Below are 24271 nucleotides of genomic sequence, written 5' to 3'. Positions count from 1 at the left end.
TCCCTTAAGGTCTTTACATTTTCCTATGCTTCTATTAATTCATCTTCCTTTTGTTTCTTCAACCGTTTTCGGTAAACAAATTTAGAAAGGTTAATACTAATTTCATAAAGCAGTAACAGTGGCAGGGTTACAACAAAATCGGACATAAAGTCTGGAGGTGTAATGACCACAGCTATAATAATAAGAACAAAGTAGGCATACTTCCGTATCTTTGCCAATACAAACGGGTTAATAATTCCAAGTGAGGTTAAAAACATAACAACAACCGGGAGTTCAAACAACACCCCAAATGGTAATGTCATATTCATAATAAAACTAAAATATCGATCAGCCGTGAAATTGGTAACAAACATATCACCGCCAATATTCACTAAGAATTTAAGAACCATTGGAAAAATAACAAAATAACCAAATGATAGACCAATTAAAAATAAAAAGAATAAGGCTGGTACGTATGAAAGCGTGATTCTTCTTTCTACTGGTCTTAAAGCTGGCTTTACAAACAACCAGATTTGTAATGCTAGAACCGGTATCGTCCCAGCAACTGCTACAACAGTTGCTAACATAAAATAAATCCAAATAATGTCACTTGGTCCAAGTACCATTAATTTCACTTCAAGGTCGCGAACGAACCATTTATAAATATCATCTACATAAATAAAACCGAAGGCAAAAAAGACGATAAAAGCGAGTGCGGAAATAATAATCCGCTTACGTAGTTCTTCCAAGTGATCAACTAAATTTAATTCTTTATCTTCCATGTACTTCCCCTACCAATTTCAAAGGTTGAAAATGTTTCTTGTCTGCATTAATTAACAAGCTTTCGCATGTATTTATAGTTAAAATTCCGAGAAGAAAAGGTGCAAGACACGAAATCTTACACCTTATTTTGTCAAGTTTTTCTTTTCTTCGTCAATATCCTTCATTACATCATCTGTAAGTTCACGTGTCGACTTTTTAAATTCCTTTAATGTTTGCCCAAACGCACGTCCAATTTCAGGAAGCTTCTTTGGTCCAAAAATGATAAGAGCGAGAGTTAAGATCAAAATTAGTCCGGGTACTCCGATATTTGAAAACATGGATTTACATCCCCTTCAAGTGTTGTATATTTCTACTATGATTATAGTATTGAAAAACCAATTTGCGTTAAATATCCAACAAAATTCATAGTAAATTCACAAAATCGTGTAAAACTAACAGCAGAGTGATTTTTAGCATTTCCAACTTTGTTTTATAACACTATAGACAATTTAACAATTACCTCTATTTAAGTCAATGATCATTTTTATGATAGAATTTTTAAAATATTTTGACAACTATACTTTTTTTGCATATAATTTGAACCATAAGGACATATACTAAAGGAAATTATATGGAATGGATGTGATGAGGATGGAATTTTCACTATGCAGTTTTGATGGAGCTCTCCCTGTTGAGGTAACTATTGATGATGACAATGGCAGATACACCATTCGAAAAAGTGATCGAAGTGGGGAATATTTTAATAGCTCAAATGAGTTAATTGCTTGGGTGAAAAAGCACTTTCATGAAGAAGAGTTTTGCCATCCACATGAATTTAGAGGTATGCTAGCGAAATTAGCCGATTACGAAGTCAATGGTTCCTATTTTTAATAGAGAAAAGAAAGCACCAGCAAAAATTGCTGATGCTTATTTTTTATGATTGAAACCTTCTAAACTTTCCTTTTATAAATCCTAAATTCATAATCATATGGATTCTTTTCGTTTTTTGGCCCTTTTTCGCAGGATGTTAGCTCCCACTGACTTATGTCAAATGGAGGAAAGTATGTATCCCCTTCAAATGATTCATGTATTAGCGTTAGGTACAAGCAGTCAACATATGGAAATGCCTTACGGAAAATTTCCGCTCCGCCAATGACAAATATTTCATCGTCCACATCTCGGCAATAGTTCACAAACTCCTCAACCGAGTAAAACATCGTACAGCCTTCGCTTTGGTAGCCTTCCTGACGGGTAATCACAATATTTTCCCTGCCTGGTAGGACACGACCAATACTCTCGTGCGTTTTTCTCCCCATTGCAATTGGGTGGCCCATCGTCACCCTCTTAAAAAATTTCAAGTCTTCCGGTAAATGCCAGGGTAACTGATTTTCTCTTCCAATCGTTCGATTTTCGTCCATTGCAACGATAAAAGAAATCATACACTGACAGCTCCTTTGATATGTGGGTGGGCTTCATATCCTTCTAATGTAAAATCTTCAAATTCAAAAGAAAAAATATCCTTTACATTTGGATTAATTTTTAGAGTTGGCAGCCTCTTGGGCTCTCTTCCTAATTGGAGCTTGATTTGTTCTAGATGATTTTGATAAATATGAACATCTCCAAAGGTATGAATAAATTCACCAGGCTTTAAATCACACACTTGAGCAATCATATATGTTAAAAGTGCGTAGGAAGCAATATTGAATGGTACTCCAAGAAATACATCCGCTGAACGTTGATATAACTGACAGGATAACTTTCCATCAGCAACATAAAATTGGAACATACAATGACACGGAGGTAATGCCATATGGTCGATTTCTGCGACATTCCAGGCATTGACCAATAGTCTTCTAGAGTTTGGATTTGTTTTTATCTGATGGATTAGCTCACTAATCTGATCGACTGTTTTTCCGTCTGCGCCTGTCCATGACCTCCATTGGTGTCCATATACAGGTCCTAACTCCCCAAATTCATCTGCCCATTCATTCCATATTCGTACCCCATTTTCCTGAAGGTAACGAACATTGGTATCGCCTTTTAAAAACCATAGTAATTCATAAATAATAGATTTTAGATGTAGTTTTTTTGTAGTTACTAGTGGAAATCCGTCCTCTAAATTAAATCTCATTTGATACCCAAACGTACTAACCGTTCCAGTCCCCGTTCGGTCCCCTTTTACGGTACCATTTTTTAATACATGCTCACATAACTCTAAATATTGCTTCACTTCGTACACTCCCCTTCCTGTCATTCATATTTTTTCATTTTAACATAAAAGGTTTCCTGAAGTTTAATGAAGTTGGTCATTAGATAGAAATGTTTTCGGTGCATTCCAAAGAAAAGAGGCTTGCACAATGCCCGCCTCTAGTTTTAATATTTATACTTCTAATCCAAAGTTTCTACATAGGGCAGCCAAGCCTCCTGCAAAACCACTACCTACTGCATTGAATTTCCAATCACCATTGTGACGATAAAGCTCACAAATCACAACAGCAGTTTCAACAGAAAAGTCTTCACCCAGATCAAATCTTAGGATTTCACGGTTTGTTTCTTCGTCGACTACCCGAGCAAAGGCATTACTGACTTGGCCAAAATTCTGGTTTCTCGCTTCAGCATCATGGATGGTTACAGTAATGGCAATCCGACTAATATGGGATGGAACCTTACTAAAATCAATCTTAATTTGCTCGTCATCCCCGTCACCCTCACCCGTGCGGTTGTCGCCAGTATGTTCAACGGCACCTGAAGTATGCACCAAGTTATTGTAAAAAATAAAGTCCAGATCTTCCGTCACCCTGCTGTTGGCATCTGCTAAAAATGCCGATGCATCAAGATCAAAATCATTTCCGCCATGATAGCGATTTGTATCCCAGCCAAGTCCGATGATGACCTTCGTTAATCCGGGATTTGTTTTCGTTAAGTCGATTCTTTGTCCTTTTGATAAATTAATTCCCAAATGTATCACCTCATTTTGACAATAATAACAAATTAACTATAAGAACGAACCACTTCACTAAGGCTAGCTGCATTTGTACCGCTACCGATCGCAGCGAACTTCCACTCATTTCCATGTCGGTATAGTTCACCTGTCACAAGACATGTTAATCCACTGTAATTGTCAGTTAGATTGTAATGGATCAATTCCTGGTTATTAGAAGGATTTACTACCCTAATGAATGCATTTCGAATCATTCCAAAATGCTGTTTTCTTTTCACACAGTCATAAATATTAACAACGAATACAAGTTTCTGTATGTTTGACGGCACTCTACTTAAGTCAATCATTACCTGCTCGTCATCACCGTCTCCATCCCCTGTCAAGTTGTCTCCTGAGTGTTGTACACTGCCGTCATTGCTTCGTAAATTACCAAAATAGATAACATCTTTATTATTCTGAAGCTTATCATTCGAACCAAGCATAATAACTGACGCATCACAGTCAACATTTGGAGCACTGCCGCCGCCGAACAAACCGCCAAACAAGCCGCCGCCTCCTCCGCTTTGAACTGGATCCCAACCTAATCCTACCAGGATTTTAGTAAGTCCTGGATTTCCTTTCGTTAAATCCACTCGCTGCCCTTTTTGTAAATTAATAGCCATGTCATTCACCTCAAATTAGATTTTTTTAAATTATCACAATAAAAATAATTATGATTGTTTCAATCTCTTAAAGTTTTCTTGTAACTGCTCTAAACGTTTTGTACCTTCCACACGCAACCGTTTATTTTCTTCTTCAATTGCCTTTGTCTCCTGCATACCCTTGATGATGATATTCCAAGACTCTTCAATTGTTTCAATTTTAATGCTAGGACCGCCTGCCAGCCTTGCAATATCAGTGCTCTGTTGTGAAATATTCTGAGCATTTTTAAGCAGCATTTCATTGGTTCTGCGGTCAAGCTCACTCATAGAATCAGCAACAAGCTTCTGACGCTTCGCTGCAACAGCTTGAATTAATCCATTTTTAAAAATAGGGATCGTCGTCACAAACGCTGAATTAATTTTTCCTATCAGCTTTGTATTCCCTCTTTGCAATAATCGTATTTGTGGTGCTGTCTGGAGCGACACCATTTTCGCCATTTCTAGGTCATATATTCTCTGTTCTAGTAGCTCGATGACATTTTTTAATGTATCTAACTGCATGGATGCTAATTGATCTCCTGATGCCACCCGTGATTCTAGCTGTGGCAGCTGATTGTTCTTCAGCTCCTCTACTTTCATTTCACCCGCAACAATGTACTTTTCAAGTGTCAAATAGTATTGGTAGTTTTGCTCATACATTTGTTCAAGCATATTGGTTGAATCAACCATCTCATGCTGGTATTTGGAGATCTCGATATAAATCTTGTCGATTTCAGAGCCCATCGTCTGGTATTTTCCAAAAAGCTTTTCTACCATTTTTTCGCCCTTTTTAAATAGCTTTCCGAAAATACCACCAGATGTCTTTTGAAAGTCCTTAGCATCAAATTTATCCATGATGCGTCCAAGCTGTTTCAGAAGTTCACCGGAATCTTCTACTTTTGTTGTCCGCATATTGCTGAGAATCTGATCGGAAAAGCGAGAAATTTGCACGGCTGGTTCTTTCCCGAATTCCAACACTTGAATTTGGTCTCGCTCATCAATCGTACGTACTAAATTTTGAACTTCTGGTTCTTTACGGAGTGCTAGCTTAATATCAGAAGCTTTTGTCTCTGATAGTTGGTCATTATCGCTTATTGGCATCATACCGCTAGCTTGATTTGATGGTAAAGTCACTACTTAATCTCCCCTTAAGTTTTTTAGTATTCCTTGAAAAAGCCCCTTTTTAAAAACAGAAGGCTCTTTATATTCCAAATCAAAGACCATTTCCTCAAGCCAGTGTTTATCGAATAATCGTTCATCGATAAAATTTTCAATGTCATTATGGCCTGGTGGATTATAAAGGATGATATCTATCCCAAATTGATTTAAGAGCAGAAGCAATGCTGCATCCGACCTTGAAAGCATGCCGGATAATTCATTATTAAAGATAATCAATTTAGGAACCTGCTGGGAATAATCAAATCTCTCAAGCAATTGAATGATCCTTTTTGGCATAAATAGAGCCTGAGTAAACAAGTACATTTTCACATCTTCTAAACTTTCCATCGGCAAAGACTTTAAACCTGGTTTCTCACAGATTTTCCTAATCGCATGAGCGATTCCCTTTTGTAATCCAGATGCTAAGAATGAATAGGGCCAATAGTGTGCCTGCATCATTTTTTCAGGGACTAGCAAGTCATCCTTCCCAAGGGCATTTCGGTAATGGAAGCGAAAATCGCTGGTACTCTGCATCGTAAATGGTAGTTGTCGAATAAGGTAACTGTGCTCCAACTGACTAAGAGATTGAAGGCGGTCCCAATATTCTTTACGATTCTTACTCACACCCTGGACTTTAGCAAAAATAGAGGGAATCTTAACTTTTCCCTCACCTACCTCAAAATCAGGACGAATCATTGCTATCTCTTTACTAAGGATAAATAGCTCATCATATGTAGTTTTTAACGTAATGGAAGATGGAGTATATTCCCTTAGCTGCCATGGTTTATAAAGTCCCGATCCTTCTTGGTTTAAAATCGTCTCAATCTCTTTTGAGGCCCGATAGGCAACCGTTGATTTCCTGTTCCTTCTTTCCTTAGGAAAGGTCTCTGCAGGAAGTTTATTTGGATAGTGATGAGTGAAGACCGGTTCAGAAACGAAACCTGCTAGTATATCTTTACCCTCTGGATCAAAAACGACGATATCACAGCCAAGCTTTATTAAATAATATAAAAAATATTGATGACTTCTCTTAAACTTGCCATACCACAGATATTTGGGCATGGCCCTCTCAGGATCCGCATGGTCTAATTGTGACTGTAAATGATTGATTGACCACTTCACCAAATCAACGAGAACTCGCCTTAGTTCGTGATTCTTAAGTCCATCCTTCTCAAGGGTAGCGTACAATTCAAGTGTCGCAATCATCGCTTCCCTTAATTTCCGGTGAATGACCGGTACTTTTGACTTTAACAAAAGCTGCTCCCCATCAAGAAAGGCAGCAAAGCGGTTAATTGACAATTTTTGCTCTTGATTAATATTGATCACTTTTTGAATGGACTGAAAATACGTGTTATTTATTGTTTTATCAAGTGAATCCTCACTTAATAACTGTAACCCCCATTCTTCCGAGTTTACATAATCAAATAACTGGTTGTAGTATTCATCCGTGTCAATTGGAATCCCTAGAAATTTACCCAGTACTTGCCCGATCTGGATGGTTCCATTTTCTAATGAAAAATGGGGCCGTTCTGGTAAGGTTTTTTTTAACAGATCAAACCAATTTTCATACGTTAGGGATATAGGACGGACGTTCAATTGATTTAATGGTGGATACATTCATAATCCCTTCCCTCTAGAAGCGAAAGCTTATTTTCCAAAGAAGATCTATATACTTTGTCCTGCTTCAGCACTTAAGCACTTCCGCATAATAATAGAAAATTATGTAAGGTTCCTTATCATCATATCACAGTTATTTAATTGGTTCATTTGTTAATACGAATGTGCTTCAAAAATGTTTCGTTATTAAAGTGATTTCTTCATTTTTCACCTTTTTTCTTGTCCTTACATACTATTTGAGTACTCATACTAAAGTAGGTGACTCGAATGAGATTTCTCTATAAACGTCCAAGGATGGAGCACATTCAAGAGGAATTAAATAATGTAATGGAAGTAATGGTATCTGATATATTTATTTACTTGGACTTATTTATTTTCAGTATCATCTTTACCCTGCTTCTATTCCCCGTTATGCATTCACTTGTCATGTCCATTCTTTTCTTTTTTGCTTTTTACAGTCTATTTGCCTGCCTATACTTTTTTGTTTTTAATAGGTTGATGAAAAAGAATTAAACTTTAAGTGGCAACAGTTCTAAAACCTGTTGGAGAATTTCTTCACCCGCACATATCCCACGACTTTTAGTAAAAATAAGATCACTCGTATCTGTCGCCTTAGCAAGCTCACCATGGTTGGGAACGAACCGATATTGGCAATTTTGAAGAAAATCCCAATCTAATATGGAGTCCCCCGCACCTGCTATTGCTTTGGCCCCTTCTGTTTGACAGATATATTCAAGTGCACTTCCTTTACTAATTGCCAGCGGTATAAAATATAGTTTTCGCCCCTGTAGTGAAATTCTCCAGCCAACCTTTCTTGCTGTATCATTCATTAATTGCAACTCGACTGTTGATGGAAAGCTATTTAAAATAAAATAGAAAAAAAGATTCCCCGCCTGCTTTTTTATCCCATCAAAACGGATTCCCTCTCTTTGAAAAATAGACAGTAGTTCCTTTTCTAAAGCGGATTCCATTCTCAATCTATTTTTCACATACTCTGTCCATCCCTCTACAGGCTTCCCATGTTCTAAAATAACAGCCCCATTTGTAGTTATGGCGTATTTGAATTCAATCTCGTTTTTAAAAATAGATAATCTGCTAAACTGATCTGTTGTCCTCGTTGTAACGGGAATAAACAAACTTCTCTGAGAAATTCTTTTAAGGGCAATAAAGGCTTCTTTTGTCATAAAGGCAACCTGTTCACCATCTTTTATTTCAACCAGCTTCAGTTGCCCTTCAGGTTGTTTTTCTAGATCATCCATTGCTCTTTTTGAATAAATGATGGTTCGGTCAAGGTCAGATGCAAATATCATTTTTTATTCTCCTTCACCGACTTAATTATGCCGCAGCATAAATAACGTAACTCAGGATATTCCACGACCTCAACCCCTTTTTCCTCGGCAAGCATGAGAATGTGTTTAACAAATGGGCTTGAAGGATCACGCATGAGAATTTTCCATGGAACCCTGCGCAGAAGAACCCTCGTTGTTTCTCCTACTCCAGGTTTTATATAATGCGTGTTCTCAATGGCGAATTCCTCTTGGATTTTCATTACATCCTGCATCCCTAAAAATCCCGTTTCTATTTTTTCGTGTTTCTTTTGCGATGAAACATCGGCCGCTTCCTCCCAAATCATAGAAAACTCAGTAGAGATTAGCTGGATAAATTCATTTGACACATCAGCGGGAAGCAAATCCCTGTAGAATTTAGCACCGTGAAAATCGTCTTTTCCAATGTATGATTTATTTAGTACAGTCCTGCTAACAAGACCGGAAACAGTTGAATTTAAACATGCACTCGGAATTAAGAAATCCTCCCTCGTACCAAATAGAGTTGTACAGTAGCCTGGATCTGCAATAACCGCAAGTGTGTCATCAAGCTTGATCCCGTACTTTCGTTCAAATTCCTGACAGGCCTTTGTTAATTCAATCGAAATAGCCCCTTTTCCTGTCCAGCCGTCAACAAATTGAATGGCACCATTCGGATGCTCACTGATAATATACTGAAGGGCTTTTTCATCGATTCCCCGATCTCTGATAATAGAGATGCTATAATGGGGCAAAGATACATTGTATCGGAATTTAAGATATCTCTTAATCAATATTCCTACAGGAGTTCCGGCTCGTGCTAAAGAAACGAGAACAGTCTTATTCTCTTTTATTTGGTAGATTTGTTCCGCCACAATCCCTACACACAAAGCCACTTTTTGTTTGTATTCCATCAATGTTTTCCAGAATAAATCAACATATTCTTCTGGAGGCTGGTACTCGATAGGTAATGATTCGCTATAATGCATCCCTGATTGAACCATCAATTCCCGGTTTGCTGTTGAGTCCTCAAGCTTTATTTCACTTAAATCTTTAAGTAAGAAAAGCACATCATCTTCATGGTATGTCCCCATTTTTGCAGGCTTATTGACTGCTTTTTGCATTTCTTTCACCTCTAACTTTTAGAAAAAAAGACGATCTTTATTGATGGCACCCCTATACGTTTAAGTTCGTTTAGTAAGGGCTGGAGATTCTCTAACTCTACTTCTCTCTCAAAAAAAATAAATATTTCATCATAATAATCTGGTGGAATGTTATAAACAAAATTAGTAATTGTTAAATCTTCAGGATTGGGAAATGCCACGCCGAACTGAGCCCCGTATCCCATTTTGTTTTCTACATGTATTGGACTTCTAGTGGTAGAGTGATAATACACACCCTTTCCCATTTTAGAAGCAAGCTGCATAGGAAGATACATAAACTCCCCTGTACCTAAACAAAGTGTTTTTTTACCTGTCCTTTTTTGCTCTAAGTAACAAGCTGCCTCCGATATTTTTTCATGAAAAGAGTTTTCATAACTACGGAGACCAAACCGACCCGTTTCTAGGATATATGGGGTCTTATTCCCATTCGTCTTAGAGGAAAATGGTACTGGGGTAAATAAAGGAGACAATTGCAGTAATTCTACAGACTGCTCCGCCTTATTATTGCCATTATTTTCGGGAGTTTCACTAATAATTTCTTTATGCTGCTTAATTTGTACATGACCAGCTACTAAACTTACCACGTGAATCTTTATACCCAGTTCCTTCTCAAGCTGCTTAAATCTATTTTTATTTTCTTGCGAACGCCAATCCAATATGGAAACAACTGTATATTCTTCTCTTGGGTAATTTGCATGAATAGACTGGATGATATTTAATGCTGTTTTCCCAGTTGTTATTTCATCGTCTACTAGAATAATTTCCCGTTCGTTATTAATCATATTATTTGGAATGTAGCACCGGTGGGAGGTGGCATGTGAATGTTCTTCCTCAAAAGTGACGTTTGGATTTTCCTCCCGCATTTCCTCTCTTGTTGTATGAAAGAATTCAGCTTTATAGAAACAATCAAAAAAAGCATGACCGAGTGCAGTAGCCGTTTCTGCAAACCCTATTACAACAGGTTGAATCGAATTTGGCACAAACGGAAGATGGGTGTATGTTCCTCCTTCTTTTGCAAATAGTGACAATAGCTCTTCTTTTTCCTCACAATGTAATCCCTTAACCGATTCCATGTATCTAACAGCTAATAAAGCGGCCGTCAGCAAACCCTTATATGGTTGGATGGGTAAATGTTTGCCTAATACTTTGCTTACAAATAGGAACGAGCGCTTTTTATTGATTCTCGCAGCCATCGTAAAAAGCTCATCAATTGGTAAATCGTACATATTTTTTTCTATTTCTACTTCTGTTTCAATCGCATCAAGGATATTAAACGTATACTTCTTTTTTGATAAGGTCAATGGTTGTGAATTCTTCATGTAACACCCCGTAAAGCTGTGATTTTAAGATCATTTTTTTTGCCCAATAATAGTGAGGCTTTATCTCGTTCATTTTATTAGAAAAGTCACTTTTAAACACTCCAATGTTTCCTGTTGCTGCTTCAATTATATTTTTCGCATCCATATATTCTTCATAGGAAACTACATTAAGAGCTTGAACTATTTTAATATGTGATGGATGGATAATCGTCTTTCCTGTCAAACCGTTTGCGATATCCATAAGGACTTCCCGAATGAAACCATCTGTATTCTCATCTATTAATTTGGCTCTCCACTTCAGCCCTTCATCACCATATCTTTCACGGAAAGGGGTTTGCCTTAGCTGAGGCTTTAACATTCTTTTTTTAGCTGAAAAGTATTCCCATACCGGCCCTGATACTACATATGGGCAATCAAATCTCTGAAAAACATTTATTATATCTGAAATGCAATCTCTTAATACAGCAATATCATATACGGTTGTGTCAGCACTCCTCCTAATCCCATATAACCCACAAAAGTCAGTCGCGCCTATTCGAACATTCAGAATATTGTCCTTATACCGGTCGAGTAGGTGCTTAATATTCATTAATTCTTCCATTCTAGTTTCCTTTTGGATGACAGTTGCTGTCTCTAGGATTGGCATTGCATAAAAGGGGTGCTCGTTTGAATGAATTTTTAGGACCTCAGTTAATAATTCTTCACTACGTTCTGCAGTGAACTTTGGTAAAACGACCCCTGTAAGAAGCTTGGTCGCTTCTCCTAATTGTTCGTTTACTCTCCTAAATTGCTCAATATTACGAACCCTAATAAACATCAACGGTAAGTCTACAAAACTTAAAAATCCTTTATTCAATTCTTCATATAGTTTAAGCAACTCCGTCATAAGAAGCATTTCAGCTCTATCAACCTCGTTATCACCCACTGCATCTTCGAGATCGATAACAAGCGAGGTTAATCCCTCATGCTTTTTTGAAAGAATCTCTTGATGGATGTTTGGGCGTGTTGCAGGCATGTATAGGGTTGCTCCTAATCCATATGACAACAGCTCACGATTAGTGTATTTATTAAAGGTTTGGGGTCTTTTATAGAAGAAACGATTAAGCTCCTCCTCATAGAAATAGGTAAAAAAATTCATTTTATTTCTCCTCGTTATAAGGTAAAAAATAAAGGAAACAGACTTTCGTCAGCTCCCCTTTTAAAATTATTATAAAATTAAATTAATTGCCTTTACTTTCTTCTTTCTTTTTATTCATAAAGTGAACGACAAATGTAGCTCCAAATGTCACTAATAAGATTATAAAGAACGTTAAATGTCCCATATCTATATGGAATACAGCTAGAAGCATCTTTAAGGCAATAATTAAAATTAAGATATATGCTGTCGTTTCAAGCTCAGGTACACGGTCTATCAAGGTTAAGAATACACCTGCAACTCCTCGCATCATTAATACGCCAAGCATACCTCCAACTAGTAATACCCAAACCTGTTCACTTACACCAAAGGCAGCTAGAACACTGTCCACAGAGAAGGCAATATCCATTAATTCAACCGCTACAACTGTTCCCCAGAAAGTACCAAATAAGCGAATGAGTAAACCACTTTGATTTAAGCCCTCAGCCTCTTCATCGTCCCCTCCGGAACCTTTTCGTTTATCAATAAAGTACTTGATTGATAACCATGCAAGATAGCCTGCTCCCAATATTTTTACCCACCAAAGCTTAATCAGGAATACACCAATTCCGATTGCAATGAAGCGGAAAGCATAGGCACCTAATAATCCATAGAATAGAGCTTTCTTTCGTTTTTCAGGTGGCAAGTGCTTAACCATTACTGCTAGAACAAGCGCGTTATCAGCTGATAGTAAGCCTTCTAGAATAACCAGTGTACCAATCAAGCCCCAGCTTACAGGATTTGTTAATACTTCTGCCCACATACTCCAATTAAAAAATTGAGAATATGTGTCTAAGATATGATTTAAAACAGACATTAAAAAAATTCCTCCTAGAGTAGAAAAGCATAAGCGCCTTGGATTATAAAGAAGTCTCAGGCGCTTTAGCTCAGTATTTTAATGAAGTATACATTTTGTAAAAAGACCCATGAACACCTGGGTCTTCTACATTCTAATTATCAACCTACAGATAAACCAAAATCAGTTGCAAGCGCTGCTAAACCACCTTGATAACCACTGCCGATTGCACTAAATTTCCATTCACCGTTATGACGATACAACTCGCCAACCACAATCGCAGTTTCGATTGAGAAATCTTCCCCTAAATCATAGCGAATTAATTCTTCTCCTGTTGCTTCATTAAAAATTCGAGCATAGGAATTTGAAACTTGACCAAAATTTTGGTTTCTACTTTCAGCATCATGAATCGTGATTGTAAATGCAATACGCTGAACGTTTGCTGGAACAGTTGTTAAATTAATTTTCACCTGTTCATCATCACCATCACCAGCACCTGTGCGATTGTCACCAGTATGTACAACAGCTCCGTTTGCTCCTTGAGGATTATTGTAAAAAACAAAGTCAGTTTCATTGGTAACTTTTCCGTTTTCTCCTAAAAGGAAAACAGAGGAATCCAAGTCAAAGTCATTTCCGCCGTCATATTTATTAGTATCCCACCCAAGTCCCACTACAACATTCGTTAATCCTGGATTTGTTTTTGTTAAATCAACTTTTTGACCTTTTGATAAACTTACTGCCATTTTTCATTCCTCCATTTTAGGTAATAGTCTATTTACGAGTTTCTCATAAAAAGGTTTCATTTATTATAAAAATTTTTTTCGTACTCATTCGCAATTGCTAAACCTAACTCATCCACTTAGGAGGTGTGTTTTTAGCCCAGTAGATTGATCCTAATTCATGATGGCTTTGATAGTCATCATAAATGGTATGATAATGAAAATTAAACCAATAACCTGCTTGTGGTGGATTGTCACGTCTTACATGGAAACGTAGAATATCCTTCCCTGTTAAACGGCTTTTAATATTAAATATTTTTTCTGAAAGACCAGAACCTGGCTGTTCTGAAATTGTTAGGTTCTTCAGATCCTCTTCTGGGATTTGGTCTGCCGTTTGAGCAATGGCCAATTCAATATTAGGCAAAATAACTTCGCGAAATTCATCTTCAATTACAGGCTTAATTTTTGTTCCAAACTTTTGGTAAGCCTGAATTTCTGCCTGCTTTATTAATTGTTCCATAAATGCTTCCCGGTTAAACTCTGATTCTTCATAAAATTCATTTTGCCGGTTAATACTTCTATCTGCCGGCGCTTCAAATGCATCTATGTCTTTGAAGTTCTGCGCATTTACAGAATTCATTAACTGTGTTGGTGTAACAAGACCAAAGGTTAAAATAGAAATCAATACAAATAACGGTTTACGAAGCCACTTGTTCATCACTAGTTCACACCTTATTCTATCGAAGTTAATATTTACTAGAATTTTTAGTATCTTAAAAGATATTATACTTCTTTTTTTAGAAAAATGGAAAAACCAGTTTCATATTTTTCATAATTGTTATAAATAAAGAACTGAAGCGAAGAGCTTTCAGTTCTTTATTTATGGCTTTGTTAAACTTGTCTGTTGATTTCCGCTCCAGGCGCTTCGCTTTCCGTGGGCGTTTCGGCGAGCCTCCTCGGCGCTTGCGCCTGCGGGGTCTCCCCTGAACCGTACTCCCACAGGAGTCTTCGCGCCTTCCACTCCAATCAACAGTGTATAAAAATCAACACTGTTCTTTAACACAGCCTTATTTATCAATCACACCAAAGTGAAATTTAGACGTTTTTCTTTTAACTACTTGAAAACCGTATTTTTCAAATCGAGTACTTTTATAATGATCCTTTAATATAATTCGAGTTTTAGCTACCCTATTTGCTTCCTGTAACAATTCTTCTGTTAAATCGTCATACACTGCAAATTGACCTAATGCCTTTATTCCATCCGACTCAAGGACACTTTCCTCAAACATCGGATCAAAATAAACACAGTCTACAGAAACATTGGGCTGTTTCTTCAAATAATCAAGAGCAGAATCTTGAACGACCTTTATTCTTTTCATCGCTTCATTCATAGTTTCCAAACCAGAATCCCATGTTTGGAGCCCCTTCTGAACGATGAAAGCCAAATATTTTTGTCCTTCTATTCCTATTACCTCCCCTTCTTCACCAACGAGGAAGCTTGCAACAATCGCATCAGAGGAAAGTCCAAGAGTACAATCCAAAACGGTCATCCCCTTTGAAAGCTTGGCGATACCTGCAAAAGGGTCGTGATCTCCTTGTAACAACCGCTTAATTCTGAACATCGCTGAATTAGGATGGAAGAAAAAGGGCTGCGTGCTCCCTTTTTCAAAAAGTTCAATTCTATCCTTTCCTACCACAAGGCACCTACTGTCCCATTCTTCCTGTAAAAGAGAGATGGATTTCTTTTTTCTTGGCACGTAGGGTACTTCTAAAGTTTTTGCTGTATGAATAGCTTTTTCAATCATTTGCTGATTTGTTCTTCCTGCAGTAGTTATAAACATGTCATCATCTACTTACCCCTTTAAAAAAGAAAAGGATGTCGAATGACATCCTCCTTAGCAATGTGCCTCTAGTGCATTCATTACATTCTGCATAACCATTTCCATTGGCATACCTTCAATATCATGTCTTGGAATAAAGTGAACTACCTTGTTATCCTTTAACAGGGCCATTGATGGTGAAGATGGCTCAATACCCTCAAAGAACTCACGCATTCTAGCAGTAGCTTCTTTATCTTGTCCAGCAAAAACAGTAACCAAATGGTCAGGTTTTTTTTCACTATTTAATACAGCTTGAGTCGCTGCAGGACGCGCTAAACCAGCCGCACAACCACATACTGAATTCACCACTACAAGTGTCGTACCACTTGCATTTTTCATAAATTTCTCAACTTCTTCTGCTGATTGTAGCTCTGCGAACCCTGCTCTAGTCAACTCTTGGCGCATTGGTAAAACCATTTGTTTCATATATTCTTCATATGCATTTGACATGATTGATCACTCCGTTTCTCTTTATCCCTCTTAGAATACAATACTCAATCAAGAGTTTGCAATTTAATCCTATTATTCCTCGTTTTTTCTCGCTTCTGTCATTTGCTTCCAAACAGAACCTCTTGCTTCTTCCCCACCTTCGATACGTTCGATGGCCATTTTAACTTGCAAACTCACTTCAAATTCCTGATCATTCTCAGCAGCTTTTAAAGCAGCTAGTGCCTTTTCATCTCCAACCTCAAATAAAAAACATCGCAGCCCGCCAACGAACTAATTTACTTTGGTCCTTCAGTGCGTTCATCATCTCTTCTTGTGCTTCTTGGAAGCCTAAATCAGATAAACAATCGCCTGCTGTTCGTCTGACTGTTACAGTCTTATCTTTAAGTGCTTTATACAGGAGAGGTAAAACGTCCTTTTCTTTAATCATACCAAGGTATACAGTTGCAAGTCTTCGAATAGATGGTTTCTCATCTGATAAAGCTTTTTCAAGGAGTAGCAAATCCTCCAACTCAGGATCCTCCATTTGTTCTAGAGCCTTGTAACGAATCTGCCAATCAGGATGATTTAAATCCTCAGCCGTTACTTTCTTTCGAATAGGTCTAGTCTTTTGTTCTATCATTGGTTCATTTGCCTTTGCTTTTTCGACTAGCTCTTCAAGTCGTTCCAAAGGATAGGCTGCAATTAATTCTTCTACCACATCCTGTCCAATTTGCTCAAATTCCCCGTAACGAACCCCTTGATTCTTCCATTTTCTTAGTAGAATATAATTATCTTCAGGAAGCTGGGCTTGTTCTCTTGCTTTTAAGAAATATTCAGGCATCCCAAATCTGCGCTCAGTGTTACTATCTGACAACTTCACTTGCAACGGAATATCTTTAAATAGTTGAATTTCAACCTTTATTTCACCAAAGTGTTCATCCGCTTTTCTCGTATTTGCCGCCTCTACATCCAGTTCCCCAAAGGCACCTCGGACCTTTGGCAATAATTCCTTCCAATCGTATTTCGCATTCCTTTCAACAGCCAGAAAATCTGCCACATGATAGACGCCCTTGATGCCCTCAATGTGTAAGATATCCTGTATGATGATTGGTGCATCAGTTGCGTTTTCTTTTTTATAGTTATGACTTTTTCCCATTGGGAGTTCTTGGTTTAGAATTATCTTCATTGTATTTGGACTTGGCGTTGGTTCAATCGCCTTAATTTTCAACACAATCACCTCATTCGTTTTCGGCAAGCTCTGCGAGATACGACCAGCGCTCAATTAATTGCTCTAGCTTTTCGTTTAATTCTGCTTCCTGTTTCATTAATCCCTGTGCTTTTGTAAAATCACTGCCTATATTCGCCATTTGCTCAGCTACTTCTTCTAAGCGTGATTCAGTGTTTGCGATTACCTCGTCAATTTCTCCCCATTCTTTTTTCTCCTTATAAGTCATTTTTTTCTTTTTTTCTTTTTCTGGAGTTTTAACAGGCTGGGTTAGTACAGTATTCGTTTTTTGAACTTCTAGAGCAGTTTCTTTTTCAAGGTAATCTGTGTAATTCCCGTAAAAAGAATCTATAATCCCTTCACCTCGTAAGACAAGAAGCTGTTCAGCTACCTTATCCAGGAAGTAACGATCATGGGAAACTGTTATAACCACTCCTGGGAATTCATCAAGATAATCTTCTAAAACGGTTAATGTTTGTGTATCCAAATCATTTGTCGGTTCATCTAGCAAAAGAACATTTGGTGCTGTCATTAAAAGCTTCAATAGATATAGTCGTCGTTTTTCTCCACCTGATATCTTTCGAATAGGTGTCCCATGAGAATATGGAGGGAATAGAAAACGTTCCAGCATTTGTGCAGCCGAAATCGTCTTTCCATCCGATGTTTCAACAATTTCGGCGGTTTCCTTAATGTATTCAATCATCCGCTTATTTTCATCCATGTCTTCGCTTTCTTGAGTATAGTAAGCGATTTTCACGGTTTGCCCCATGATGAATTCCCCATCATCAAGCGGAATTTTTTTAGCAAGTATATTTAATAGTGTCGATTTACCCGCACCATTTCTTCCAATAATACCAATCCTGTCACCCGGTTTTACTAGTAAATCAAAGTGATTCAAGATTGTTTTATCCGTATAATTCTTAGATGCGTTCTTTAGTTCAAAAACCTGTTTACCAAGCCTGCTTCCATGTAAAGAAATATCAAGCTTCTCACCTGTGGATTTTCCACTTGAAAGCTTATCATCAAGATCTTCAAAACGTTGTATCCTAGCCTTTTGCTTGGTTGTTCTTGCTTTGGCACCTCTCCTCATCCATTCAAGCTCACGTCTGAAAAGATTCTTTCTTTTTTCAAAAGTTGCCGCTTCATTTTCTTCACGAATGGCCTTGGCTTCTAAAAAGGCTGCATAGTTGCCCTTATAGCTATAAAGATTTCCACCATCCAATTCAAACATTCTATTAGCCACACGATCTAAAAAGTAACGATCATGTGTAACCAAAAGGATGGATCCGCTATATCTGCTTAAATAATCTTCCAGCCATTTGACAGAGTCAAAATCGAGATGGTTTGTTGGTTCATCTAATATTAGTAAATCTGGCTCTTCAATTAATACTTGTGCTAAGGCAACCCGCTTTTTTTGTCCGCCGGAAAGCTCACCAATTTTCTTTGTGAAATCTTCAATTCCTAATTTCATTAAGATTGACTTGGCATTCGTACTCGCATCCCATGCATTTAATGCATCCATTTGTTTTTGTAATTGAAAAAGTTCTTCTTGTTTAGACGTGTCGTTAGGATCTTTGTCAAGTAACAACAAGGTTTTTTCATATTCACGCATTAGCTTTAATATTGGTGCTTCGCCATGAAAAACTTGCTCAAGTACTGTTTTACTTGCATCCAAGTCTGGCTGTTGATTTAAAAACGAAATAGTATAATCTTTCCCAGCAATAATCTTTCCCTCATCCGCCTGATCCAAACCAGCGATAATGCTTAGTAAGGAGGATTTCCCGGTTCCATTTATTCCGATTAAACCAACCCGCTCTTTTTCAGTGATTGTAAATGAAATATTGTTAAAGAGTTGTTTCTCGCCATACGTTTTCGAGACATTCTCTACAGTGATCATTTTCATACTTGTCCCTCCCATTCTTGGAAAAATTGTTCTAAAAATAGACCCATCATTTGGTGACGACTCTCAGCCATGCTTTTTGCTGCATGAGTATTTAATAAATCTTTTAATTTTATCAGCTTCTCGTAAAAATGATGGATGCTAGTTGATTTCCCTTTTCGATATTCTTCCAGGCTCATTTTTTCCCTTACTTGAATGTTCGGATCGTATATTTGCTGTCCTTTTTTACCGCCATATGCAAACGCCCTTGCAATTCCAATTGCTCCAATAGCATCTAATCGGTCAGCATCTTGGACAATTTTAGCTTCTATAGACACTAATTCTGTTTTACTGCCGCCTTTATATGAAATAGACTGGATTATTTGAAGGATATGAGATTGTTCTTCACTAGAAAGTGTGATTGATTGAAGAAAAGAATCCAGTTTGGCTTTCCCTTTTTCGACACTTTCATTTAGTTTTTCATCCGGGATATCATGTAGCAGAGCGGCCATTTCAATAATAAATGGATTTCCTTGCTTTTCTTCCTTACATATATGTAAAGCATTCTTTCGAACACGGTCAACATGAAACCAATCATGCCCTGTTGCATCTTCACCTAATTCGTTACGAACAAACGCCTCTGTCTTATCGATGATTTGATTTTTCACTATGTGCACCTACTTTCACCCTAGCTATTTTAACATGAAAAACGGCAAAAAAATAACCCCAATGGCTTGGAGTTATTTTCTTGCATATCAATCCCGTATTATTTCAAAGCATTATGCCAGCTAATTCCAAGCGTGTTTTCTCCTGCGTGTACACCAATGACAGCACCTAATGGACAACAAATTACTGTTAATGCTGGAAACTGTTGTTCTAAATCAATCTTCCAGCTATTTGCCTGGTCTTCATGTAAACCGTACAAAATATAAACTTCTTTAAATTGATACTTCTCATAGGAGGATTTAAAATAATCGAGTATTTTTTCCTTTGCCTTTTTCTCACTGCGAACCTTTTCCTTTACATTAAGCACTCCGTTTTCAATCGATATTATGGGCTTAACGTTTAGCAAGCTTCCCAAGAAAAATTGTACCCCATTCATTCTTCCTCCACGATGAAGCTGCTCTAAGCTCCCTACCAGAACATAGGTCTCATTTGTATCCCTTATTTTTCCCATGTGGTCAAGAACGGATTCTAGATTGCTACCACTATTAAGTAGTTCCATTCCTTCTTTCAGTATGGCCGTCATGGGATAGGTGAGTATTTTCGAATCAAAAGTAGTGACAGGGATATCTACAAGTTTAGCCGCTTGCTCACTAGAGGACACTGTGCCACTAAGTTTACCCGAAAGAAGGACAGTTACGATCTGATCGTATTCTTTTGCAAGCCGTTCATATAGTTCCTGAAACGCACCAACAGAAGGCTGTGATGTTTTAGGTGGAGTATTCAAATGCTTTAATCTTTCAAATAATTCTGCGGGAGATAAGTCAATTCCATCTGAGAATTCCTCCCCATCAAGCAAAATGGTTAATGGTACTGTATATAAATCTGGATGATTTTTTAATTCCTCGTCTAAAAATGCGGTACTATCTGTAACCCATGCCGTTTTGACCAATGTGATCTCCCCTTATAATTAGTATGAGGTCATATTATCTAGGTAATAATATCGTACCCTTTAATTTGAATATTGTAAATATTTAAAACATAAATAAAAAGGCTGTTCTCTAATGAGACAGCCTCTAATCATAATGTACCTCTATTTATTTAGATACTCTGATAATTTTTGTTGGGTGGTAATCATGACATCTGTCATTCCAACTAAATCATCCATTTGGTCTTCGGTTATTAAGCGTTCAAAGTCCACTGTTATTATCCCTTTTTCCCTTTTAGTAGGCTGTAGTGGCTCCTGTTGAATGGATAGTGTAATTGTCCTTGAAGTTCCCCATATACCAAAAAGAATCGTATTTAGTTCATCGTAATCAATTTCAACCTCTTCTATATCAAAGGTAAAATAAAGCTTTACCAAACAGCCGACAAGCTGTTCAGTATGATAGCTTGGCAGAAGCTCTGCTGATAAATGGACAAGCTTGGATTCCAGTTCTATTTTTCCTAAAACAGCTTTTGGCTCTCCTTGTGGAATGGAGAAGCTAATGTTGAACTGACGGGACATTTTAGCCAAATTGATTATGTCATTTCGGTCGGTAATGATTATTTCTCCACTAAGGTCCCTGTCATATAGTGCGCCTTCAACAATTACTTTCATATTATCAAAGGCTGTTGGATCAAACATTTATCATTCGACTCCTTTTAGAAAAGACCTACTGCATTTCCGTTTTCATCAACATCCATATTTAATGCGGCTGGTTTTTTAGGTAGTCCTGGCATGGTCATTACTTCTCCTGTTAACGCAACAATAAAGCCAGCCCCAATGGATGGTTTGAATTCTCTTACCGTAACGATGAAATCTGTCGGTCTACCTAGCTTTGAAGGATCATCAGATAATGAATATTGTGACTTTGCCATACATATTGCCAAATTGGACCAACCGAACTTTTCAAAATCAATTAATTGCTTTTTCGCTTTTGGTGAGAATTCAACATCTTTTCCGCCGTACACCTTTTGCACAATGGTTCTTACTTTTTGTTCAAGTGAATCAGACAATTCATATAACGGATGGAATTTGTTCTCTTCTTTTTCGATGACCGATAATAGCTTATTAGCAAGCTCTATACCACCTGCTCCACCTTTTTCCCACACTTCTGTTAAAGCAACGGCCACGTTTTCTCGTTCACACCATTCCAATAATGTTTGAACCTCTAAATCTGTATCGGTGATAAATTTATTAATGGCAACAACAACTGGTAACCCAAAGCTTTTTATGGTTTCGATATGCTTTTGCAGGTTAGCAAAACCAAGCGTTAAGGAAGCAACATTTTCCTTCGCTAACTCAGTTTTTGCTACACCTCCATGCATTTTAAGCGCGCGAATAGTCGCAACGATAACTACAGCTTCTGGTTTAATACCCGCACTTCTTGATTTTATATGTAGAAATTTCTCTGCACCTAGATCAGCTCCAAAGCCGCCTTCAGTAATGACGTAGTCGGCTAATTTGGTTGCTGCAGTTGTAGCAATTACACTATTGCATCCGTGTGCAATATTAGCAAACGGTCCGCCGTGGATCAGAGCAGGAGTATGTTCAATTGTTTGAACTAAATTGGGCTTAATAGCCTCTTTTAACAACAAGGTTAATGCACCTTCAACTCCCAGGTCCCCAACTGTAACAGGTTCTTTATTATAATTATATGCAACGACCATACGAGATAATCGTAACTTTAAATCTTTTAAATCGGATGCTAAGCATAATACTGCCATAATTTCAGAGGCTACCGTAATATCAAATCCGTCTTCACGTGGGACACCTTGAAGTGGGCCTCCTAGGCCAATGATGACCTTTCGTAAGGCACGGTCATTTAAATCAACGGCCCGTTTCCAAACAATTCGACGCTGGTCAATCTGCAATTCATTTCCCTGTTGGAGATGATTATCTATTAATGCTGCGAGGGCATTGTTTGCAGTCGTAATTGCATGTAAATCTCCAGTAAAATGCAGGTTAATATCCTCCATTGGCAGAACTTGAGAATATCCTCCACCCGTTGCTCCGCCTTTTTATACCCATAGTCGGTCCTAAAGATGGTTCTCGCATCGCAATCATAGCTTTTTTTCCAATACGATTGAGGGCATCCCCTAATCCCACAGTGACTGTCGATTTTCCTTCACCGGCAGGAGTTGGATTAATGGAAGTAACAAGAATAATCTTCCCACTTTCTTTCGTTTTCAGGTTAGAAAGAGCTTCATTGGAGATTTTTGCTTTATATTTTCCGTATAGTTCAAGATCATCTTCTACTAAACCAATTTTTTCAGCGATTTCAACAATCGGCTTCATCTTTGATTCTTGTGCAATTTCAATGTCTGACTTTACTTTCGTCATAACCAAATTAATCCCCCGCATTCAGCTATTAATATAAGACTACACTCTCATTGTATCAAATAAGCTGTTTCATTCCGATAAAAATTATGAACAAAATATTATCTTTTCTGAATTAATAATAATGTTTATAATGTAAATATCGAATTTTTTAAATATTCATTGACATGTATTACATACGGTTGTATTAATGGATTAACTTATAAAAGCAAACGTGGAACTACATTAAAAAGGGGATGGTCACTTGCCTATTAACATTCCAAAGCTATTACCTGCTCGGGAAGTGCTGGAACAAGAAAATATTTTTATCATGGACAACGAACGTGCAACAACTCAGGACATCAGGCCACTAAATATTCTTATTTTAAATCTGATGCCTGAAAAAGAAAAAGCAGAGACACAGTTATTACGATTACTCGGAAATACACCGTTACAGATTAACGTGAATTTCTTAAAAACAAATTCATATGAATCTACACATACTAGCAAACAGCATTTAGAACAGTTTTATACTACTTTTACACAAATTAAAAATCAAAAATTCGATGGAATGATTATTACAGGCGCACCAGTGGAGCTTTTAGAATTTGACCAAGTAAAGTATTGGCCAGAGTTAACGGAAATCATGGAGTGGACGAACACAAATGTTACTTCTACCTTACATATTTGCTGGGGTGCACAGGCTGCTCTGTACTATCAATATGATATTGGCAAATTCGAACTAGAACGAAAATGCTCTGGCATTTATGCACATCGAATATTTGAGAAAAATGATATTTTACTACGTGGATTTGACGATATTTTTTATGCTCCCCATTCTCGCTACACAGATGTATCAATTGAAGCAATTAAAAATAATCCACGATTAAAATTATTAGCTGCTTCAGAGGATGCAGGAGCATTATTAATTGCGTCCCGTGATCGAAAGCATGTTATGATTACTGGTCATTTAGAATATGAATCTGATTCTTTAGCACAGGAATATTCAAGGGATTTAAATAAAGGGCTAGAAATCCATATGCCTGAAAACTATTTTCCTAACAATGATCCTACTCAGCCTCCAATCAACCGCTGGCGGTCCCACGGTCACTTATTTTTTTCAAATTGGCTTAATTATTATGTTTATCAAGAAACTCCTTTTACATGGGAATAGGACTAATAAGCAAACAAGCACTGGACAATAAACCAGTGCTTGTTTTTTGCATTTAACTTTCATTTCGTTTATTATTCATTATTTTTAGAAACACTAGTGCGGAAAGGG

At 37.4% G+C, this 24271-nt stretch carries 24 protein-coding genes and 2 pseudogenes; 3 read left to right on the top strand and 23 right to left on the bottom strand.

Annotated features, from left to right (window positions below; genetic code table 11):
- Positions 1-23: 23 nt before the first annotated feature.
- Positions 24-761 carry a twin-arginine translocase subunit TatC gene (gene tatC / locus QFZ87_RS11755; RefSeq protein WP_309861344.1) on the bottom strand — a complete coding sequence of 246 codons (738 nt, stop codon included), beginning with the start codon at positions 759-761 and terminating at the stop codon, positions 24-26.
- Between the two features lie 123 nt (positions 762-884).
- Positions 885-1079, bottom strand: coding sequence for a twin-arginine translocase TatA/TatE family subunit (locus QFZ87_RS11750; RefSeq protein WP_066256906.1), 195 nt, complete (start codon positions 1077-1079; stop codon positions 885-887).
- 313 nt (positions 1080-1392) lie between these two features.
- Between QFZ87_RS11750 and QFZ87_RS11745 the strand changes: the two genes are divergently transcribed.
- Positions 1393-1632 carry a hypothetical protein gene (locus QFZ87_RS11745; protein WP_309861339.1) on the top strand — a complete coding sequence of 80 codons (240 nt, stop codon included), beginning with the start codon at positions 1393-1395 and terminating at the stop codon, positions 1630-1632.
- Positions 1633-1691: 59 nt separating this feature from the next.
- Here the strand turns inward: QFZ87_RS11745 and QFZ87_RS11740 are convergent, their stop codons facing one another.
- The 6 genes from QFZ87_RS11740 to QFZ87_RS11715 all read right to left on the bottom strand — a co-directional run bounded on the left by QFZ87_RS11740 (position 1692) and on the right by QFZ87_RS11715 (position 7137).
- Complete coding sequence (locus QFZ87_RS11740; RefSeq protein WP_309861338.1) at positions 1692-2180, bottom strand: dihydrofolate reductase; 489 nt, start codon at positions 2178-2180, stop codon at positions 1692-1694.
- Entirely contained in the window at positions 2177-2971 is a 795-nt protein-coding gene (locus tag QFZ87_RS11735; protein ID WP_309861334.1) for a thymidylate synthase, read from the bottom strand. The genes QFZ87_RS11740 and QFZ87_RS11735 overlap by 4 nt, the downstream gene beginning before the upstream one ends.
- Positions 2972-3121: 150 nt before the next feature.
- On the bottom strand, positions 3122-3700 hold the full coding sequence (locus QFZ87_RS11730; RefSeq protein ID WP_308083468.1) for a TerD family protein: 579 nt from the start codon (positions 3698-3700) through the stop codon (positions 3122-3124).
- Between the two features lie 32 nt (positions 3701-3732).
- Positions 3733-4344 carry a TerD family protein gene (locus QFZ87_RS11725; protein ID WP_309861329.1) on the bottom strand — a complete coding sequence of 204 codons (612 nt, stop codon included), beginning with the start codon at positions 4342-4344 and terminating at the stop codon, positions 3733-3735.
- A 48-nt stretch (positions 4345-4392) separates the two neighbouring features.
- Positions 4393-5466, bottom strand: coding sequence for a toxic anion resistance protein (locus tag QFZ87_RS11720; RefSeq protein WP_309867829.1), 1074 nt, complete (start codon positions 5464-5466; stop codon positions 4393-4395).
- Between the two features lie 33 nt (positions 5467-5499).
- On the bottom strand, positions 5500-7137 hold the full coding sequence (locus QFZ87_RS11715) for a YceG family protein (RefSeq protein ID WP_309861325.1): 1638 nt from the start codon (positions 7135-7137) through the stop codon (positions 5500-5502).
- A gap of 267 nt (positions 7138-7404) precedes the next feature.
- Here QFZ87_RS11715 and QFZ87_RS11710 point away from each other — a divergent pair, with 267 nt between their 5' ends.
- The gene (locus QFZ87_RS11710; RefSeq protein ID WP_309861322.1) at positions 7405-7650 is read left to right on the top strand and encodes a hypothetical protein; all 246 of its coding nucleotides are present in this window, start codon (positions 7405-7407) and stop codon (positions 7648-7650) included.
- Here the strand turns inward: QFZ87_RS11710 and QFZ87_RS11705 are convergent.
- From QFZ87_RS11705 to QFZ87_RS11635, 15 genes and pseudogenes are all read right to left on the bottom strand, one after another.
- A complete protein-coding gene (locus QFZ87_RS11705; protein ID WP_309861319.1) occupies positions 7647-8447 on the bottom strand; it encodes an HAD family hydrolase in 801 nt (266 codons plus the stop codon). The genes QFZ87_RS11710 and QFZ87_RS11705 overlap by 4 nt on opposite strands.
- Positions 8444-9565: a cysteine protease StiP family protein gene (locus QFZ87_RS11700; RefSeq protein WP_309861314.1), complete on the bottom strand. Its 1122-nt coding sequence runs from the start codon at positions 9563-9565 to the stop codon at positions 8444-8446. The genes QFZ87_RS11705 and QFZ87_RS11700 overlap by 4 nt, the downstream gene beginning before the upstream one ends.
- 11 nt (positions 9566-9576) lie before the next feature.
- Positions 9577-10923: a phosphoribosyltransferase family protein gene (locus QFZ87_RS11695; RefSeq protein WP_309861312.1), complete on the bottom strand. Its 1347-nt coding sequence runs from the start codon at positions 10921-10923 to the stop codon at positions 9577-9579.
- Positions 10874-12061, bottom strand: a complete 1188-nt coding sequence (locus tag QFZ87_RS11690; protein WP_309861311.1) for an HpcH/HpaI aldolase/citrate lyase family protein — start codon at positions 12059-12061, stop codon at positions 10874-10876. Before QFZ87_RS11690 ends, QFZ87_RS11695 begins: the two co-directional genes overlap by 50 nt.
- A gap of 82 nt (positions 12062-12143) precedes the next feature.
- Complete coding sequence (locus QFZ87_RS11685; RefSeq protein ID WP_309861308.1) at positions 12144-12914, bottom strand: TerC family protein; 771 nt, start codon at positions 12912-12914, stop codon at positions 12144-12146.
- A gap of 140 nt (positions 12915-13054) precedes the next feature.
- The gene (locus tag QFZ87_RS11680) at positions 13055-13636 is read right to left on the bottom strand and encodes a TerD family protein (RefSeq protein ID WP_309861306.1); all 582 of its coding nucleotides are present in this window, start codon (positions 13634-13636) and stop codon (positions 13055-13057) included.
- 103 nt (positions 13637-13739) lie between these two features.
- A complete protein-coding gene (locus QFZ87_RS11675; RefSeq protein ID WP_309861303.1) occupies positions 13740-14330 on the bottom strand; it encodes a YpjP family protein in 591 nt (196 codons plus the stop codon).
- A gap of 349 nt (positions 14331-14679) precedes the next feature.
- Entirely contained in the window at positions 14680-15453 is a 774-nt protein-coding gene (locus QFZ87_RS11670) for a class I SAM-dependent methyltransferase (protein ID WP_309861301.1), read from the bottom strand.
- Between the two features lie 54 nt (positions 15454-15507).
- Positions 15508-15942 (bottom strand): BrxA/BrxB family bacilliredoxin, encoded by a 435-nt coding sequence (locus tag QFZ87_RS11665; protein ID WP_309861299.1) that lies wholly within the window; start codon positions 15940-15942, stop codon positions 15508-15510.
- A 72-nt stretch (positions 15943-16014) separates the two neighbouring features.
- Positions 16015-17149 (bottom strand): annotated as a pseudogene (locus QFZ87_RS11660) (conserved virulence factor C family protein).
- Positions 17150-17159: 10 nt separating this feature from the next.
- Positions 17160-19049 (bottom strand): ABC-F family ATP-binding cassette domain-containing protein, encoded by a 1890-nt coding sequence (locus QFZ87_RS11655; RefSeq protein WP_309861297.1) that lies wholly within the window; start codon positions 19047-19049, stop codon positions 17160-17162.
- Positions 19046-19696, bottom strand: a complete 651-nt coding sequence (locus tag QFZ87_RS11650; RefSeq protein WP_309867826.1) for an HD domain-containing protein — start codon at positions 19694-19696, stop codon at positions 19046-19048. The genes QFZ87_RS11655 and QFZ87_RS11650 overlap by 4 nt, the downstream gene beginning before the upstream one ends.
- A 95-nt stretch (positions 19697-19791) precedes the next feature.
- Positions 19792-20640, bottom strand: a complete 849-nt coding sequence (locus tag QFZ87_RS11645; protein ID WP_309861295.1) for a DegV family protein — start codon at positions 20638-20640, stop codon at positions 19792-19794.
- Between the two features lie 141 nt (positions 20641-20781).
- Positions 20782-21315, bottom strand: coding sequence for a hypothetical protein (locus QFZ87_RS11640; protein WP_309861292.1), 534 nt, complete (start codon positions 21313-21315; stop codon positions 20782-20784).
- A gap of 17 nt (positions 21316-21332) precedes the next feature.
- Positions 21333-23034, bottom strand: a pseudogene (locus QFZ87_RS11635) (formate--tetrahydrofolate ligase).
- 220 nt (positions 23035-23254) lie between these two features.
- On the opposite strand from QFZ87_RS11635, the gene metA reads away from it, so the two are divergent.
- On the top strand, positions 23255-24163 hold the full coding sequence (metA, locus tag QFZ87_RS11630; RefSeq protein ID WP_309861289.1) for a homoserine O-acetyltransferase MetA: 909 nt from the start codon (positions 23255-23257) through the stop codon (positions 24161-24163).
- Positions 24164-24271 lie beyond the last annotated feature (108 nt).

Source organism: Bacillus sp. SLBN-46, assembly GCF_031453555.1.
Lineage (GTDB): Bacteria > Bacillota > Bacilli > Bacillales > Cytobacillaceae > Neobacillus.
The sequence above is the reverse complement of the archived record's forward strand: the minus strand, read 5'-3'. Positions and strand labels throughout refer to the sequence as shown.

Bases quoted from the DNA above. Each gene is read 5' to 3' on its own strand.
- QFZ87_RS11655 (WP_309861297.1), bottom strand. From the start codon at position 19,049: ATGAAAATGATCACTGTAGAGAATGTCTCGAAAACGTATGGCGAGAAA.
- QFZ87_RS11720 (WP_309867829.1), bottom strand. From the start codon at position 5,466: ATGATGCCAATAAGCGATAATGACCAACTATCAGAGACAAAAGCTTCT.
- QFZ87_RS11750 (WP_066256906.1), bottom strand. From the start codon at position 1,079: ATGTTTTCAAATATCGGAGTACCCGGACTAATTTTGATCTTAACTCTC.
- QFZ87_RS11710 (WP_309861322.1), top strand. From the start codon at position 7,405: ATGAGATTTCTCTATAAACGTCCAAGGATGGAGCACATTCAAGAGGAA.
- QFZ87_RS11740 (WP_309861338.1), bottom strand. From the start codon at position 2,180: ATGATTTCTTTTATCGTTGCAATGGACGAAAATCGAACGATTGGAAGA.
- QFZ87_RS11685 (WP_309861308.1), bottom strand. From the start codon at position 12,914: ATGTCTGTTTTAAATCATATCTTAGACACATATTCTCAATTTTTTAAT.
- QFZ87_RS11680 (WP_309861306.1), bottom strand. From the start codon at position 13,636: ATGGCAGTAAGTTTATCAAAAGGTCAAAAAGTTGATTTAACAAAAACA.
- QFZ87_RS11695 (WP_309861312.1), bottom strand. From the start codon at position 10,923: ATGAAGAATTCACAACCATTGACCTTATCAAAAAAGAAGTATACGTTT.
- QFZ87_RS11670 (WP_309861301.1), bottom strand. From the start codon at position 15,453: ATGTTTATAACTACTGCAGGAAGAACAAATCAGCAAATGATTGAAAAA.
- QFZ87_RS11700 (WP_309861314.1), bottom strand. From the start codon at position 9,565: ATGCAAAAAGCAGTCAATAAGCCTGCAAAAATGGGGACATACCATGAA.
- QFZ87_RS11745 (WP_309861339.1), top strand. From the start codon at position 1,393: ATGGAATTTTCACTATGCAGTTTTGATGGAGCTCTCCCTGTTGAGGTA.
- QFZ87_RS11715 (WP_309861325.1), bottom strand. From the start codon at position 7,137: ATGTATCCACCATTAAATCAATTGAACGTCCGTCCTATATCCCTAACG.
- QFZ87_RS11690 (WP_309861311.1), bottom strand. From the start codon at position 12,061: ATGAATTTTTTTACCTATTTCTATGAGGAGGAGCTTAATCGTTTCTTC.
- QFZ87_RS11705 (WP_309861319.1), bottom strand. From the start codon at position 8,447: ATGATATTTGCATCTGACCTTGACCGAACCATCATTTATTCAAAAAGA.
- tatC (WP_309861344.1), bottom strand. From the start codon at position 761: ATGGAAGATAAAGAATTAAATTTAGTTGATCACTTGGAAGAACTACGT.
- QFZ87_RS11725 (WP_309861329.1), bottom strand. From the start codon at position 4,344: ATGGCTATTAATTTACAAAAAGGGCAGCGAGTGGATTTAACGAAAGGA.
- QFZ87_RS11640 (WP_309861292.1), bottom strand. From the start codon at position 21,315: ATGTTTGATCCAACAGCCTTTGATAATATGAAAGTAATTGTTGAAGGC.
- QFZ87_RS11675 (WP_309861303.1), bottom strand. From the start codon at position 14,330: ATGAACAAGTGGCTTCGTAAACCGTTATTTGTATTGATTTCTATTTTA.
- QFZ87_RS11665 (WP_309861299.1), bottom strand. From the start codon at position 15,942: ATGTCAAATGCATATGAAGAATATATGAAACAAATGGTTTTACCAATG.